The sequence below is a fragment of the Glutamicibacter sp. St.4D3 genome (assembly GCF_059728615.1).
On the sequence record NZ_AP039380.1, the window covers coordinates 2,341,909 to 2,356,890 of the forward strand.

Sequence of the window (14,982 nt, forward strand, 5' to 3'; positions counted from 1 at the left end):
CCTGCGCTCCCGGCCCTTAGGCCGGGAACCCGGATGAAGTTATTTGTCGCCAGACGCGGTGCCTAGAGGCTGCCGTCGCCGTAGACATCCTCGCCGTCTTCCATGGCGGCACGGCTGCCCATGTCGAACCCTGGAGGGGAATCCTTCAGGGACAGGCCGAGGTCTACAAGCTTTGCCTTGACTTCGTCAATGGACTTGGCACCGAAGTTGCGGATGTCCATCAGGTCGGCCTCCGAACGCGTGACCAGTTCACCCACGGAGTGGATGCCCTCGCGCTTCAGGCAGTTGTAGGAACGCACGGTCAGTTCCAGGTCCTCGATCGGCAGCGCCATGTCGGCAGCCAGGGCTGCGTCGGTTGGCGACGGGCCGATCTCGATTCCCTCGGCTGCGGTGTTCAGCTCGCGGAACAGGCCGAACAGCTCCACCAGGGTGGTGCCGGCCGATGCCACGGCGTCGCGCGGGGAAATCGACTCCTTAGTCTCCACATCAACGATCAGGCGATCGAAGTCGGTGCGCTGCTCAACACGGGTGGCCTCCACGCGGAAGGTCACCTTCAGCACCGGCGAGTAGATCGAGTCGACCGGGATCCGGCCAATCTCGCTGTCGGCGCTCTTGTTCTGGGCGGCGGACACGTAGCCACGGCCACGCTCAATGGTCAGTTCCATGTCGAACTTGCCGTTGGCGTTCAGGGTGGCGATGTGCAGATCTGGATTGTGGAACTCAACACCGGCAGGCGGGGTGATGTCCGCTGCGGTGACGACGCCGGGGCCCTGCTTGCGCAGGTAAGCGACGACCGGTTCATCGTGCTCGGAGGACACGGACAGGTTCTTGATGTTCAGAACCAGTTCGGTGACGTCTTCCTTCACACCGGCTACGGTGGAGAACTCGTGCAGTACGCCGTCGATGCGAACGCTGGTGACGGAGGCACCAGGGATCGAGGACAGCAGGGTACGGCGAAGCGAGTTACCTAGGGTGTAGCCAAAGCCCGGCTCCAGCGGTTCGATGACGAACCGGGAGCGATTCTCGGAAACAACTTCTTCGGTCAGGGTTGGGCGCTGCGTAATGAGCACTTACATTTCCTTTCGGCGAGCGTCCGCTATATGACGCAACACGGGGGTGGAAACGACGGTAGCCTCTGCGGCGTACGTCTGTTGCAGGTGTGAGGCCTGGAAGCCGGCCCTCGCCGGGGCGGGGGCGGCTTCCAGGTCTCTTCCTGACGGCTGAGTTAGACGCGGCGACGCTTTGGCGGGCGGCAACCGTTGTGTGCGCTCGGGGAAACGTCCTGGATGGACCCAACCTCAAGGCCGGCGGCCTGCAGCGAGCGGATCGCGGTTTCGCGTCCCGAGCCCGGGCCCTTGACGAAAACGTCAACCTTGCGCATGCCGTGCTCCTGGGCACGCTTGGCAGCCTGCTCGGCGGCCATCTGTGCGGCGTACGGGGTCGACTTGCGCGAACCCTTCATGCCAACCTCACCGGCCGAGGCCCACGAGATCACAGCACCGGTCGGGTCGGTAATCGACACGATGGTGTTGTTGAAGGTGCTCTTGATGTGCGCCTGGCCCAGCGCGATATTCTTTTTGTCCTTGCGACGCGGCTTACGCACCGCTCCACGAGTCTTTGGGGGCATTTCTTCTCCTACGAAAAAGTTTTTGGATCTAGACCGCTAGGAATTAGCGGGTCTTCTTCTTACCGGCGACGGTACGCTTCGGGCCCTTGCGGGTACGGGCGTTGGTCTTGGTGCGCTGACCGTGAACCGGCAGACCCTTGCGGTGGCGAATACCTTCGTAGGATCCGATTTCGACCTTGCGGCGGATGTCGGCCTGAACCTCGCGGCGCAGGTCACCTTCCACCTGGTAGGTGCCTTCGATGAAGTCACGCAGCTGAACCAGCTCAGCGTCGGTGAGATCCTTCACGCGAGTATCCGGGTTGATTCCGGTTGCTGCGATGGTCTCTTCTGCACGGGTCCTGCCCACGCCGTAGATGTAAGTCAACGCGATGATCACGCGCTTTTCGCGTGGGATGTCCACGCCTGCTAAACGAGCCATAAGTGGCTACCTTTCAACGTTCGGAGGTCTTCAGCAGCACCTTCCCACCGAAGTGGTCCCCAGCCTCCGAAACCGGGGGTGTGCATCGCGCGTATTCGATGCGGTGCTGCCATTTCTTGACTACGCGTGGGACAAATCCGTAAGGGATTTAGCCCTGACGCTGCTTGTGGCGTGGGTTCGAGCAGATCACCATAACGCGACCATTGCGGCGAATCACCTTGCAATTGTCGCAGATCGGCTTCACGCTGGGGTTAACCTTCAAGGGTTTACTCCTCTTGCGGTTGCAGTTATTTTTGGAGCGGTAAACAAGCCTGCCTCAAGACAATGCTCAAGCGGCCGTCCGGGTGATCATTCACTGGACGTCCGCAAGATCGCTGTCTCAAAAACTACTGATTTACTTGTAGCGGTAAACGATACGACCTCGGTTGAGATCGTATGGGCTCATTTCTACCTGCACCCGGTCCTCTGGGAGGATTCGAATGTAGTGCTGGCGCATTTTACCCGAGATAGTTGCAAGCACGACGTGCTTGTTGGGCAGTTCGACGCGGAACATTGCGTTCGGCAATGCTTCGGTCACTGTGCCCTCTACCTGGATGACACCTTCCTTCTTGGCCATTTTCCCCGCTAACTTTGGTAGTTGCCGCCGGCGGCGGCAACAAGTAATTGGTTCCGGAAGCCCGTTTCAGTGTTTCCGCGCAGCCCTTGCGAGCTTTTGGGCGCACTTAAATAGACAACCAACAGTCAAGAATACGCCATGGGCGGGCGTGGCGACAAATCGATTCGGCCGCTTAAAGTGTTAGATCCGGCACCTCGGTGCCGGATCCATGCCGCGGTTACGGCTTGATGGGTGAGGGGCTCACGCCGAAGGGCTCCAGCCCCGCCGCTCCCCCGTCGTGCGCGGTGAGCACCCAGATCCCGCCCAGGTGCACGGCCACGGTGTGCTCCCACTGGGAGGCGTTCTGCTTGTCGTTGGTAACCACGGTCCAGTCATCGTCCAGCACCGAGGTGGCCAGCTTGCCGCGCACCAGCATCGGTTCGATGGCCAGGGCCATACCGGGCTTGACCCGCGGGCCGCGGTGGCCGCTGTTGTAGTTCAGCACGTCCGGGGCCATGTGCATGGCCGAGCCGATGCCGTGCCCGCAGTACTCCTCCAGGATCCCCAGGCGCGGGCCTGGCTGGGCGTGCACGTACTTTTCGATGGCCTCGCCGATCTGCCCGACGAAGCGGGCCTCGGCCAGGGCGGCGATGCCGGCCCACATGGCCTGCTGGGTGATCTCGCTCAGTCGGCGGTCGGCCTCGTCCACGTCGCCCAGCAACACGGTGCGCGCCGAGTCGGCGTGCCAGCCGTCCACGATGGCCCCGCCGTCAATCTTCAGCACATCCCCGTCCTTGAGCACGTATTCGCTGGGGAAGCCGTGGACCACCTCATGGTTGACCGAGGCGCAGATCGTGGCCGGGAATCCGTGGTAGCCCAGGAAGTTGCTGGTGGCGCCGTGGCGTTCGAGCACCCCAGCGAAGACCGCGTCGACCTCCTTGGTGGTGACCCCCGGCTGGGCGGCGGCGACGGCCTCATCCAGGGCCTCGGCCAGCACCAGGCCGGCTTCGCGCATCTTCAGAATCTGCGCATTGGACTTGTATTCGATTTTCGGCTGTCCGAAAGCCACGGGTTCTCCCTTTGCTGTGTCCCAGTCCCGGTGGGCCGGGTGGGACGGTGTTCCTGAAAATGGCCAAGGACCGTACCGCGCCCGCCGTTGGGCGGCTCGATACGATCCTTGGCCGGTAGCGCCTTGCGTACTAGGCGTTCACGTTCAAGGCGGACAGGACGCGGTCGGTGACCTCGTCGATGGCCCCGATCCCGTCGACCTTGCGCACAATGCCGCGCTCCTCGTAGCGGTCGACCACGACCTGGGTCTCCTCGTGGTAGAGGGCCAGGCGGTGGCGGATGACCTCTTCGGTGTCATCGGCGCGGCCTTCGATCTCGGCGCGCTTGAGCAGGCGGGCAACCAGCTCGTTGTCATCGGCGGTCAGCTGCAGCACGCCGTCCAGCTTCTGCCCCTGGGCGGCCAGGATCTCATCCAGCGCGTCCACCTGGGCGCTGGTGCGCGGGTAGCCGTCCAGCAGGAAGCCGTCCTTCACGTCCTGCTGGGCCAGGCGGTCACGCACCATGTTGTTGGTGACCGAGTCCGGCACGAAGTTGCCGGCGTCAATGTACTTCTTGGCCTCGACGCCCAGCGGGGTTCCGCCCTTGACGTTGGCGCGGAAGATGTCACCGGTGGAGATCGCCACGATCCGCAGGCGCTCGGAGATCTTTTCGGCCTGAGTGCCCTTGCCGGCCCCGGGAGGTCCGATAATCAACAGTCGAGTCATCGCAAAAGTCCTTCGTAGTGTCGTTGCTGCATCTGAGCATTAATCTGCTTGACGGTCTCCAGGCCCACACCAACCATGATGAGGATCGAGGTCCCGCCAAATGGGAAGTTTTGGTCGGCGTTGAACAAAACGAATGCGATCAGTGGGATCAACGCGACGACTGCCAGGTAGAGCGATCCGGGGAAGGTCACTCGGGAAATCACGTAGTTCAGGTAGTCCGCGGTCGGCTTGCCGGCACGGATGCCGGGGATGAACCCGCCGTACTTCTTCATGTTGTCCGCCACTTCAACCGGGTTGAAGGTGATGGCCACGTAGAAGTAGGTGAAGCCGATGATCAGCAGCGTGTACACGGCCATGTACCACGGCGAGGAGGTGGCCGAGTGGGTCTGCAGCCACAGGGCCCAGTCCGGCAGGGTGCCGTCGTCACGGACGTTGAACTGCACGATCATCTGCGGCAGCGCCAGGATAGAGCTGGCGAAGATCACCGGGATCACGCCGGCCATGTTCACCTTGATCGGGATGTAGGTGGAGGTTCCTCCCACGGTGCGCCGGCCGATGGTGCGCTTGGCGTACTGCACCGGCACGCGGCGCTGGGACTGTTCCACGAACACCACCAGGGCGATGACCAGCAGGCCGATCAGCAGCACTCCGGTGAACACGCCCCAACCCTGGGAGCGGCCGATGGCGCCCATGGCGGAGGGGAAGCCGGAGGCAATGGAGATGAAGATCAGGATCGACATGCCGTTGCCGATGCCGCGTTCGGTGATCAGCTCACCCATCCACATGATCAGACCGGTGCCTGCGGTGAGCGTGATGATCATCAGCAGGATCACGATCAGGCTCTCGTCGGGCACCAGCGGCAGCTGGCAGCCCGGGAACAGGGTACCGGTGCGTGCCAGGGTGACCAGGGTGGTCGCCTGCAGCAGGCCCAGGGCGATGGTCAGGTAGCGGGTGTACTGGGTCATCTTGGCCTGGCCGGCCTGACCCTCCTTGTGCAGCTGTTCGAAGTGCGGGATCACCACACGCAGCAGCTGGACGATAATGGCCGCGGTGATGTACGGCATGATACCCATGGCGAAGACGGAGACCTGCAGCAGTGCTCCACCGCTGAACAGGTTCACAAACTGGTAGATGCCACCGGTGGTTTCACCCTGTGCCAGACACTGCTGAACGTTGCTGTAGTTGACTCCCGGAGCCGGGACGAACACACCCACACGGTAGATCGCAATAATACCGAGCGTGAACAGCAACTTGTTGCGCAGATCAGGCGTCCGAAAAACTCGGGCTATGGCGCTGAACAAGCGTCCTCCTGACGTATTTGCCTGAGCCTGGTCTGCAGACTCTTGCGTTGACTTTATGAATTCTAGCGGTTCCTGGCACCGGCGCGCCAAATAGGCGGCACAGCATGGACGTAATTTCCCCCGAACTCCCACCATAGTCCACGGTGGTGATCGGGCCCGGTGCACAGGTCAGGTGCTGTAAATGTGGCAAGGCCCCGGTGAATCCGTGCAGTACGGATTCACCGGGGCCTTACCGTGGTTCAAACCCTGTTTAGAGGGTGGTCACCGAGCCGCCGGCAGCGGCGATCTTCTGTTCGGCGGAAGCCGAGAAGGCGTTGGCCTTCACGTCAACCTTGACCGAGATCTCGCCGGTGCCCAGCACCTTGACCGGCTCGTTCTTGCGAACGGCGCCCTTGGCAACCAATGCCTCGACGGTGACTTCGCCACCCTCGGGGAACAGTTCGTTGATCTTGTCCAGGTTCACAACCTGGTACTCGACGCGGAACGGGTTCTTGAAGCCACGCAGCTTCGGCAGACGCATGTGCAGCGGCAGCTGACCGCCGGCGAAGCCTGCCTTGACCTGGTAGCGGGCCTTAGTGCCCTTGGTACCGCGGCCTGCGGTCTTACCCTTGGATGCCTCACCACGACCCACACGGGTCTTGGCGGTCTTGGCACCTTCGGCCGGACGCAGGTGGTGGACCTTGAGTGCGTTTTCCTTTTCAGCCATGTTTACTTAGCCTCCTCAACCTTCACCAGGTGTGGGACCTTGTTGAGCATGCCGACGGTCACCGGGTCTGCGGTGCGGACAACGGTGTGCCCAACACGCTTCAAACCGAGCGAACGAACGGAGTCGCGGTGGCCCTGCTTAGCACCAATGACGGACTTGGTCTGGGTGATTTCCAGCTTGGCGTCGCTTGGGACAATGTTTGCCATTGCCTATGCACCTGCCTTCTGGGTCTGGATGTGGTGGATCATTGCGGCCGGGGCAACCTCGTCCAGAGGCAGCCCACGACGGGCAGCCACAGCCTGCGGCTCTTCCAGAGCCTTCAGGGCTGCAACGGTGCCGTGCACAATGTTGATCTGGTTCTGCGAACCCATCGACTTGGACAGCACGTCGTGGATGCCGGCGCATTCCAGCACCGCACGCACCGGACCACCGGCGATAACGCCGGTACCCGGGGAGGCCGGACGCAGCAGCACAACGCCTGCAGCGTCTTCGCCCTTGACCAGGTGCGGGATAGTGGTGCCAACGCGCGGAACGCGGAAGAAGTTCTTCTTCGCTTCCTCGACGCCCTTGGCAATGGCCGCGGGAACTTCCTTGGCCTTGCCGTAGCCGACACCTACGGTGCCGTTGCCGTCACCGACAACGACCAGTGCGGTGAAGCTGAAGCGGCGACCACCCTTGACAACCTTCGAAACGCGGTTGATGGTGACCACACGCTCAAGGAACTTGTCCTTGTCTTCGTTGCGGTTTTCACGGTTATCGCGACCACGACCACGGCCACCCTCATTACGACGGCCACGGCCCTCGTTGCGACGAGAGTTGTTGTTGTCGTTAGCCGCTGCAGTTTCCACTGCCTCGGTAGCTTCAGACACCTGAGTTTCCTTCTCGTTAGTTGATTCGCTCACAGTGCCAGCCCACCTTCACGAGCGCCGTCTGCCACGGCGGCAACGCGACCGTGGTACTTGTTTCCACCGCGGTCGAAGACAACTGCCTCGATGCCAGCAGCCTTGGCGCGCTCGGCTACGAGCTCGCCAACGCGCTTGGACTTAGCGGTCTTGTCAGCTTCCAGGGCGCGCAGGTCGGCTTCCATGGTCGAAGCGCTGGCCAGGGTGATGCCCTTCGAGTCGTCCACGATCTGTACGAAGATGTGGCGAGCCGAACGGTTGACAACCAGGCGCGGGCGGACCGAGGTGCCAACGAGGCGCTTGCGCACACGCAGGTGACGGCGGCCGCGGGCTGCGGACTTGCTCTTGCCCTTGATTCCGATAGCCATAATTACTTACCAGCCTTTCCGACCTTGCGGCGGATTTGTTCGCCGGCGTAGCGAATGCCCTTGCCCTTGTAAGGCTCGGTCTTACGCAGCTTGCGGATGTTGGCAGCAACCTCGCCGACCTGCTGCTTATCGATGCCAGCAACGGTGATCTTGTTGTTGCCCTCGACGGTCAGGGTGATGCCCGCCGGTGCCTCAACGCTGACCGGGTGCGAGTAGCCCAGAGCAAGCTCCAGGTTGGCGCCCTTGGCCTGGACACGGTAACCGGTGCCGTGGATTTCGAGCTTCTTCTCGTAACCCTGGGTGACGCCGATGATCATGTTTTCGATCAGGCTGCGGGTCAGGCCGTGCAGCGAACGCGATTCGCGCTCGTCGTTCGGGCGGCTGACGGTGAGGGTGGTTTCCTCCAGGGCGACGGTGATCGGCGCTGCAACAGTCAGCGACAGTTCACCCTTCGGGCCCTTGGCGGTGACGTCCTGTCCGTCGATCTTCAGGTCGACGCCGGCAGGAACGGTAATCGGAAGACGTCCAATACGTGACATTGTGTATTCCCTTCCTTCCCGTTACCAGACGTAGGCGAGGACTTCCCCACCCACGCCCTTCTTTGCAGCCTGGCGGTCAGTAAGCAGACCGGAGGAGGTGGACAGGATAGCGATGCCCAAGCCACCGAGCACGTGCGGCAGGTTGGTGGACTTTGCGTAAACGCGCAGACCTGGCTTGGAGATGCGACGGACGCCGGCGATCGAACGCTCGCGCAGCGGACCGTACTTCAAAGTGATGGTCAGCTTCTTGCCGACTTCTGCGTCCTCTTCCTCGAAGGAGGCGATGTAGCCCTGTTCCTTGAGGATGTTGGCAATGCGAACCTTCAGCTTGCTCGACGGCATCGAAACGCTGTCGTGGTATGCCGAGTTGGCATTGCGCAGACGAGTCAGCATATCTGCGACTGGATCTGTCATAGACATGTGGGCTTCAGCCCTTCCTCGTTACGGTTTCCTTTGTATCGGACCTGTAACGTAGTGAGTTTAGTTTTCGGTCTTGAACGGGAAGCCCAGTGCCTTGAGCAAGGCGCGGCCTTCGTCGTCATTCTTGGCGGTGGTCACCACGGTGATGTCCATACCACGAACGCGGTCGATCTTGTCCTGATCAACTTCGTGGAACATCGACTGCTCGGTCAGGCCGAAGGTGTAGTTTCCGTTGCCGTCGAACTGGCGGTCGCTCAGTCCGCGGAAGTCGCGGATACGCGGCAGCGCCAGGGTGATCAGGCGGTCAACGAATTCCCACATGCGGTCGTTGCGCAGGGTGGCGTGGGTACCGATCGGCATGCCTTCGCGCAGCTTGAACTGAGCGATGGACTTGCGAGCACGGGTGATCACTGGCTTCTGACCGGTGATGGCCGTCAGGTCGCGTACGGCGCCTTCGATGATCTTCGAGTCCTTGGCGGCTTCGCCCACACCCATGTTCACGACGACCTTGGTCAGGGTCGGAACCTGCATGGGGTTGGAGTAGTTGAACTGCTCCTGCAGCGCCGGACGGATGTCGGCGGTGTACTTTGCCTTCAGACGTGGCTGGATCTTGGTGGCTGCTTCAGTCATTACAGATCCTTTCCGGAAGCCTTGGCGTAACGGATGCGCACAGTCTTGCTCACACCGTTCTTCTCTACGGTTTCCTCGCGGAAACCAACGCGGGTCGGCTTCTTGGTTTCAGGATCCACCACGGCAACGTTCGAAACGTGCATGGGGGCCTCGACAACCTCGATACCGCCGGTGGTCGAACCGGATTCGGTCTGACCGGCCTTGGTGTGCTTGGTGACGCGGTTAACGCCTTCCACCAGGACGCGCTGGGCGGCCGGGAAGACCTTCAGGACCTTGCCCTGCTTGCCGCGGTCGCCGCCGCTGATGACCTGAACCAGGTCACCCTTCTTGATCTTTGCACCCATGGTTACAGCACCTCCGGAGCCAGGGAAACGATCTTCATGAACTTCTTGTCGCGAAGCTCACGACCCACTGGGCCGAAAATACGGGTACCGCGAGGCTCACCCTCGTTCTTCAAGATCACCGCAGCGTTCTCGTCGAACTTGATGTAGGAACCGTCAACGCGACGGATTTCCTTCTTGGTGCGAACGATGACGGCCTTGACGACGTCACCCTTCTTCACGTTGCCGCCAGGAATTGCGTCCTTGACGGTAGCGACGATGGTGTCGCCGATGCTTGCGTAGCGACGCTTCGAGCCGCCGAGAACACGAATGGCAAGGATTTCCTTGGCACCGGTGTTATCGGCAACCTTGAGTCGCGACTCCTGCTGAATCACTTATTACTCCTGTCGTCTCGCTGGTTCTCGTGAACGAGCCTTGCGGAACGGATAATGGTCTCCCCGATACGATCGCTTACCCCCACCGGCGAGGGCGCACCGAATGCTGATCCCAAATGGCGGCAGGGCCGAGGCGTAAAATACCGGGGTCGTGCTGCGGGCGGAAACATGTTCCCACACCGCTGCAGCGTGCCGAAGGTGGATAGTCCTCGGACACAATGCGCACAAGTATCTATCCTATCCCAGATTCGCGCTGTTCCGAAATGGTGTGGTAGGGGCGGGCAACGCGTGATTCGTCACAGTACCGGCCACTGCGGGAGAGACGTCAAGGCATGGGTGCGAGCACGCAGAGACGCACCGGCAGCAGTGCCGCGCGACCGGTGCGCTGGCTCGAATAATCGCGGCATATTCAACCGGGTTACTCGGTGCCCGCCTGATCCTGCGCCCACCGTGCCACCCGCCGGTTGCTTTCCTCCTCGGTGAGGTCCTCGACCCGGCTCATCACCGACCAACGCACCCCGAACGGGTCACGGATGGAGGCATAGCGGTCCCCCGAGACGAACGTGGTAGCCGGTTCACGCAGCACCGCCCCCGCGGCGAGGGCGCGCTCGAGCACCTCATCCACATTCGGGCAGTACAAGCCCAGCGAATAGCAGGCCTCCTCCCCCGCTGGCGGTGGCACCAGACCGAACTGGGGGCTGGGAACACCCAGCTGCAGGTGGCCTTGGCCGAAGTCCAGATCGGCGTGGACCAGCACGCCGCCCATCTCAGTGACGTCCACCAACCGGGCGCCAAAGACTCACGGTAGAACTCAACGGCCTCCCGGGCGTTTTCGATGGCCAGGAAAGGGGTCAGGCTGGTCGCCCCGTGGGGCGTCCCGTTGGTGGTGTGCGCTCCAGTGACCCCGCGCATCGGGGTGTTTTCTGTGCTCATGCATTCAGGTTAGGGCCCGGCCGTCGTAGGATTCTTGCAAATATGCGACATTCGCCGGGACGGCCCGAGAAGCACGTGGAGGTTCACATGGCAGGGGAAGCCGGAGACGAACGGGGCGTGCTCTACCCTGCGTCGCTGCCCCACTTCGAACGCCACGACCCTCCGCCGTCCTTGGCCGAGACGGTCCAGTGGTTCTGGCTGGCGCGGTGGGACTTGGCCCCAAACCAGGTACGTCGCCAACAGCTGCTGACCTTCCCGACGCTGAACCTGGTCGTGCAGCCCGGCTGCGTCTTGCTGAGTGGGCCCAGCACCGGCACCTCGCATCGGGACCTGGAAGGCACGGGCTGGGTGCTGGCCGCACTGCTGCAGCCGGCGGCCGCCGAACAGCTGGGTGTGGACCCTGCCGGGCTGGCGAGTCGGGAACTCCCCTTCCCACAACCCGCCCTGCAGGGCAGGGTTGAAGCCCTGATGGCTCAGGCCGTTCCAGCGTCTGACGCTTTCGAAGCCATCGAAGTGCTCGCCCGATGGCTCGCAAAGCTGCCGAAACCCAGCGACACCGGGCTGCTGGCCAATCGCATGCTGCGGTTGGTTGCCACCAACCGTTCGATGACCCAGGTGTCAGACCTGGCCGATGCCCTGGATGTGGGCGTACGCAGCCTGCAGCGCCTGAGCGCCGCCCATCTCGGTGTCCCGCCTTTGCAGGTTATTCGTCGCTACCGTGTGCAGGAGGCGGCGATGCGGTTGCGCCGGGAGCCCGGGTTCTCCCTGGCCCGGTTGGCCGCCGAACTGAGCTATACGGATCAGGCCCACTTCGCCACGGACTTCCGCCGGTTCATTGGCCTTACCCCTGGCAGTTATCAACGCCAGGCCGCTGCTTCCTCGTCGGAATTCACGTAGCGCGTTGTTCCGCCCTGGCCTCGGTAGACCGGTGGCGTCCAGGTCGTCGTTGTCCCGCAGAAGCCGGCCAACGCGTGGTTATGAAGCTCGCGGGCCCCCGTTGCTCAGTGGTGCGCGGGGCTTCCTGGGCCGGACGGCAGTACCCAATTGAACCAGCCGGTGCAAGGAAGATTCTGGAAGGGGGTGGCTCCCGGACCGCAGTTGTCCCCCGCTATATTGGCAAGCGGGGTTACTCGTTGTCCGTGTTTCAAGCGGCCTTCCGAATCAATCCATCGGTCCGTTCTTGGACATGGACCAACTTCACTGGGACAGCGCCCTACTTCGGGTAACAAATGGCGATGTGCGGACATGTATAAGTATGAGCACCTCAAAAACAAGGCAGGAGAGGGAGACACGGTTCTCCGGGCTATACGAGCTGGTGTACACCGACGTACTCCGCTTCGTGCAACGCCGGGCTGGTCCCGAGCACGCCGAGGATATCGTCCACGAGGCCTTCCTCGTCGCTTGGCGCCGCTTGGATGACCTTCCAACCGCACACGAGGACGCCCGAGCCTGGATGTTCGCCGTCGCGCGGAACTGCATGTTGAACACCGCGCGCGGGGAAAAACGCCAAGGATCGCTGGCGGTCAGGATCGCTGCCCACGCTTCAACTTTTACCGATGCAGCAACCGAGTTGATCAATGAACACGTCGATTTGGTCGCAGCTTGGCTCCAATTGCGACCCCTCGACCAAGAAGTGTTGGCCCTTGCAATCTGAGAAGAGCTTCCCTCGTCCAAGGCCGGACAGGTTCTGGGGATTTCATCGGCCGCCTACCGCCTTCGGCTTCATCGTGCGCGCAAGTCTTTGCGCCGCATGCTCGATGCTTCTGCATCCCGTACCTCCTTCGCCGAATTCCTCATGACGGAGTCATAGACATGAACAAGAACGCGCAAATGGAAGCTTTTCGCCTCCTGGATGCGGCCCCCAGCGGCAGTCTGAACGAGTCCGAACGAATCAAAGCCAACGCAGGGCTGCAACAAATCCTCGCGAGCGATCCCGACAATGGGCGAGTCACCGATCACCGACCCCACGCGCTCCGGTCCCATCCGGTACGTCGGATAGCGACACCCGTTGCGGTGGCCCTGGCTGCCGCCGTCACCGCAACGGTGGTACTTTTTCCCGGGCCGGGGGCCAATGATGCGGCCTACGCATCGTGGACTGCCGATCTCGGAACCATCAGCGCCGCCGACCGCGCCGTGGCCGATTCCGCCTGCCGGGGCCGCTTGGATCTGGCATCTGCTCAGTTAGACCTCGCCGAACGACGCGGTGAATGGGTGGTCCTGCTCTATACCGCTTCTTCCGAGCATATGGCTGGTATGTGCCTTGCTCACCTGGCAGTCGGAGCAGCAGAAGCCGACACCATTGATTCCAGCCGGGCAGGCGGAGACTGGGGTTTCCTTCCCGTCGGCGGGGAATTCACTGAAGGGAACATTGCCGAGTTTCGTGGCCGCAACGCTTTCGGGTTCCCAGAACGGCCCGACGTTGCCCTGACCCACGGGAACGTCGGTGAGGACGTGAAAGCCGTGTCCATCACTACTCCGGACGGCCAAGTGGTAGAAGCTACGGTTCAGGACGGCCGATACGCCGCATGGTGGCCAGGAAAAGCCTTTGGCAGCCGTTTGGAGGGTAATGGCGGGCCGGCACCTGCGCTGTCCTACACGATAACCCTGGAGGACGATACCGTCATCCAGGACGCCTCCCCCAGGAATCCGGCTTAGCACCGGAGCGATATGCGTGGTTGCGACCTTGTGTCCTGTGCACTGCCGTTCGGTAGTTCGTCACAGTCATCACGTCTGCCGGGGTCTGAGGTACTGGTTATCCAAGCTCATACTGGGTGTGATGATGTGCCTTGGAAATACGTTTGCCGGGCGGCCGCTCGGCAACGCGGCTGCCCGGCATCTGGTTATCGGCGGGCATGAGTTGTTTCAGGAATTGAGTCCCAGCAAGTCTCCTGCCTATGGCACACGGTTGACGGTCATTTAGGTCTGCCGCGTCGATGCTGGAGGATTGAGGAATGAAGCGGATCGTTGAATGGTGGGATAGGCAGCAGGTCCCGCTCTATCTATTGGCCATCGGCGTAGGAGCGGTCCTGGGGCTAAGTGCACCGCAGCTGGCCCCGGCGTTAGAGCTTGGGATCGAGCCGATTCTGATGCTCTTGCTGTTCGCAACCTTCCTCGGGGTGCCTTTGGTCGAGGTCGCACGTTCGTTTGGAGATTTCCGGTTCCTGGGTACGGTCCTGGTCGCGAATTTCGTGTTCGTGCCCGCTATCGCCTGGGCGCTCTCACGTTTCGTGGCTGATGACAAAGCGCTGCTGCTCGGAGTGTTGCTCGTGTTGCTTACCCCGTGCATTGACTACGTCATCGTGTTTACGGGTCTAGCTGGTGGCGCGCGCTCACGTTTGCTTGCGGCGGCACCCCTGCTGATGCTCGCCCAAATCCTGTTGCTGCCCGTTTACCTTTTCTTGTTCGTTGGCGCAGAAGTGCTGTCGGTCATTGAGATTGGGCCATTTGCCAAGGCCTTCTTCTTGCTGATCGTGATACCGCTCGCCGCCGCGGCCGCCGTGCAAAGCGTTTCCCGACGCCATCATGTGGGAAGAGCCGTCGAAGAAGTCATGGCGGGCGCGATGGTGCCGCTCATGATGGCCACGCTCTGCGTGGTTCTCGGATCACAGATCGCGGCCGTGGGGTCGCAGATCGGCTCGCTTGCCCGAGTAGTTCCCCTTTATGTTGTCTTTGTGGTTGCCGCTCTTGCCATCGGCCGGCTCGCGGGCAAGATCACCGGGCTCGATGTGCCATCCACGCGTGCCGTGATGTTCTCGGCTGCAACCCGCAACTCCCTGGTGGTGCTTCCCTTGGCGCTCGCGCTACCGGCCCCGCTGGGGATCGCCCCGCTTGCGGTAGTGACGCAAACCCTGGTCGAGTTGGTCGCAATGGTGGTGCTTGTGCGGCTCGTTCCGATGCTTACGCCTGAGGAAGGCAGGCAGGTCGTTTAGCTTTCCCCAGCCGGATCTGGATGGAATGCACAATAAGATCCCTCGTGGTTTCGCAGACGTCCAACCGCTGGCGTGAGAGGCGAGGCCGGACAGAGATTTCGTGGCAGATAACTGAACGTGTCGGTTG

General features: G+C 61.9%; 21 protein-coding genes and 1 pseudogene. 4 read left to right on the forward strand and 18 right to left on the reverse strand.

Translation table 11 applies throughout. From position 1 onward, the window contains the following. Positions 1–62: 62 nt before the first annotated feature. From AC6I21_RS10760 to AC6I21_RS10845, 18 genes and pseudogenes are all read right to left on the reverse strand, one after another. On the reverse strand, positions 63–1,070 hold the full coding sequence (locus AC6I21_RS10760) for a DNA-directed RNA polymerase subunit alpha (RefSeq protein ID WP_054821340.1): 1,008 nt from the start codon (positions 1,068–1,070) through the stop codon (positions 63–65). A gap of 155 nt (positions 1,071–1,225) precedes the next feature. Next, complete coding sequence (gene rpsK / locus AC6I21_RS10765) at positions 1,226–1,627, reverse strand: 30S ribosomal protein S11 (protein WP_138177232.1); 402 nt, start codon at positions 1,625–1,627, stop codon at positions 1,226–1,228. A 43-nt stretch (positions 1,628–1,670) separates the two neighbouring features. After that, positions 1,671–2,045, reverse strand: a complete 375-nt coding sequence (rpsM, locus tag AC6I21_RS10770; RefSeq protein ID WP_054821342.1) for a 30S ribosomal protein S13 — start codon at positions 2,043–2,045, stop codon at positions 1,671–1,673. Positions 2,046–2,193: 148 nt separating this feature from the next. Next, on the reverse strand, positions 2,194–2,307 hold the full coding sequence (gene rpmJ / locus AC6I21_RS10775) for a 50S ribosomal protein L36 (protein ID WP_138177229.1): 114 nt from the start codon (positions 2,305–2,307) through the stop codon (positions 2,194–2,196). Between the two features lie 132 nt (positions 2,308–2,439). Next, the gene (infA, locus tag AC6I21_RS10780; RefSeq protein ID WP_054821343.1) at positions 2,440–2,661 is read right to left on the reverse strand and encodes a translation initiation factor IF-1; all 222 of its coding nucleotides are present in this window, start codon (positions 2,659–2,661) and stop codon (positions 2,440–2,442) included. A 217-nt stretch (positions 2,662–2,878) separates the two neighbouring features. Next, on the reverse strand, positions 2,879–3,709 hold the full coding sequence (map, locus tag AC6I21_RS10785; RefSeq protein WP_138177226.1) for a type I methionyl aminopeptidase: 831 nt from the start codon (positions 3,707–3,709) through the stop codon (positions 2,879–2,881). A 130-nt stretch (positions 3,710–3,839) separates the two neighbouring features. Then, complete coding sequence (locus tag AC6I21_RS10790) at positions 3,840–4,412, reverse strand: adenylate kinase (protein ID WP_497762373.1); 573 nt, start codon at positions 4,410–4,412, stop codon at positions 3,840–3,842. Beyond that, complete coding sequence (gene secY, locus AC6I21_RS10795; protein ID WP_138177223.1) at positions 4,409–5,713, reverse strand: preprotein translocase subunit SecY; 1,305 nt, start codon at positions 5,711–5,713, stop codon at positions 4,409–4,411. Before secY ends, AC6I21_RS10790 begins: the two co-directional genes overlap by 4 nt. A 250-nt stretch (positions 5,714–5,963) precedes the next feature. Next, positions 5,964–6,419: a 50S ribosomal protein L15 gene (rplO, locus tag AC6I21_RS10800; protein WP_138177219.1), complete on the reverse strand. Its 456-nt coding sequence runs from the start codon at positions 6,417–6,419 to the stop codon at positions 5,964–5,966. Between the two features lie 2 nt (positions 6,420–6,421). Beyond that, a complete protein-coding gene (gene rpmD, locus AC6I21_RS10805) occupies positions 6,422–6,625 on the reverse strand; it encodes a 50S ribosomal protein L30 (RefSeq protein WP_054820646.1) in 204 nt (67 codons plus the stop codon). 3 nt (positions 6,626–6,628) lie between these two features. Continuing rightward, positions 6,629–7,321: a 30S ribosomal protein S5 gene (gene rpsE / locus AC6I21_RS10810; RefSeq protein WP_138177216.1), complete on the reverse strand. Its 693-nt coding sequence runs from the start codon at positions 7,319–7,321 to the stop codon at positions 6,629–6,631. Continuing rightward, on the reverse strand, positions 7,318–7,689 hold the full coding sequence (gene rplR, locus AC6I21_RS10815; RefSeq protein ID WP_054820645.1) for a 50S ribosomal protein L18: 372 nt from the start codon (positions 7,687–7,689) through the stop codon (positions 7,318–7,320). The genes rpsE and rplR overlap by 4 nt, the downstream gene beginning before the upstream one ends. A gap of 2 nt (positions 7,690–7,691) precedes the next feature. Continuing rightward, the gene (rplF, locus tag AC6I21_RS10820) at positions 7,692–8,228 is read right to left on the reverse strand and encodes a 50S ribosomal protein L6 (protein ID WP_138177213.1); all 537 of its coding nucleotides are present in this window, start codon (positions 8,226–8,228) and stop codon (positions 7,692–7,694) included. Between the two features lie 21 nt (positions 8,229–8,249). Then, positions 8,250–8,648 (reverse strand): 30S ribosomal protein S8, encoded by a 399-nt coding sequence (gene rpsH, locus AC6I21_RS10825; protein ID WP_054820643.1) that lies wholly within the window; start codon positions 8,646–8,648, stop codon positions 8,250–8,252. Between the two features lie 60 nt (positions 8,649–8,708). Continuing rightward, positions 8,709–9,278, reverse strand: coding sequence for a 50S ribosomal protein L5 (rplE, locus tag AC6I21_RS10830; protein WP_054820642.1), 570 nt, complete (start codon positions 9,276–9,278; stop codon positions 8,709–8,711). Next, a complete protein-coding gene (gene rplX / locus AC6I21_RS10835) occupies positions 9,278–9,622 on the reverse strand; it encodes a 50S ribosomal protein L24 (RefSeq protein WP_138177210.1) in 345 nt (114 codons plus the stop codon). The genes rplE and rplX overlap by 1 nt, the downstream gene beginning before the upstream one ends. A gap of 2 nt (positions 9,623–9,624) precedes the next feature. Then, a complete protein-coding gene (gene rplN, locus AC6I21_RS10840; protein WP_054820641.1) occupies positions 9,625–9,993 on the reverse strand; it encodes a 50S ribosomal protein L14 in 369 nt (122 codons plus the stop codon). 418 nt (positions 9,994–10,411) lie between these two features. Beyond that, a pseudogene (locus AC6I21_RS10845) lies at positions 10,412–10,926 on the reverse strand (VOC family protein). Positions 10,927–10,968: 42 nt separating this feature from the next. On the opposite strand from AC6I21_RS10845, the gene AC6I21_RS10850 reads away from it, so the two are divergent. From AC6I21_RS10850 to AC6I21_RS10865, 4 genes are all read left to right on the forward strand, one after another. Continuing rightward, complete coding sequence (locus AC6I21_RS10850) at positions 10,969–11,823, forward strand: AraC family transcriptional regulator (protein WP_497762374.1); 855 nt, start codon at positions 10,969–10,971, stop codon at positions 11,821–11,823. Positions 11,824–12,181: 358 nt separating this feature from the next. After that, complete coding sequence (locus AC6I21_RS10855; RefSeq protein WP_497762375.1) at positions 12,182–12,580, forward strand: RNA polymerase sigma factor; 399 nt, start codon at positions 12,182–12,184, stop codon at positions 12,578–12,580. Positions 12,581–12,738: 158 nt separating this feature from the next. Next, positions 12,739–13,581 (forward strand): hypothetical protein, encoded by an 843-nt coding sequence (locus AC6I21_RS10860; protein ID WP_497762376.1) that lies wholly within the window; start codon positions 12,739–12,741, stop codon positions 13,579–13,581. Between the two features lie 296 nt (positions 13,582–13,877). Further along, positions 13,878–14,855: an arsenic resistance protein gene (locus AC6I21_RS10865; protein WP_497762377.1), complete on the forward strand. Its 978-nt coding sequence runs from the start codon at positions 13,878–13,880 to the stop codon at positions 14,853–14,855. The last annotated feature ends 127 nt before the right edge of the window (positions 14,856–14,982 follow it).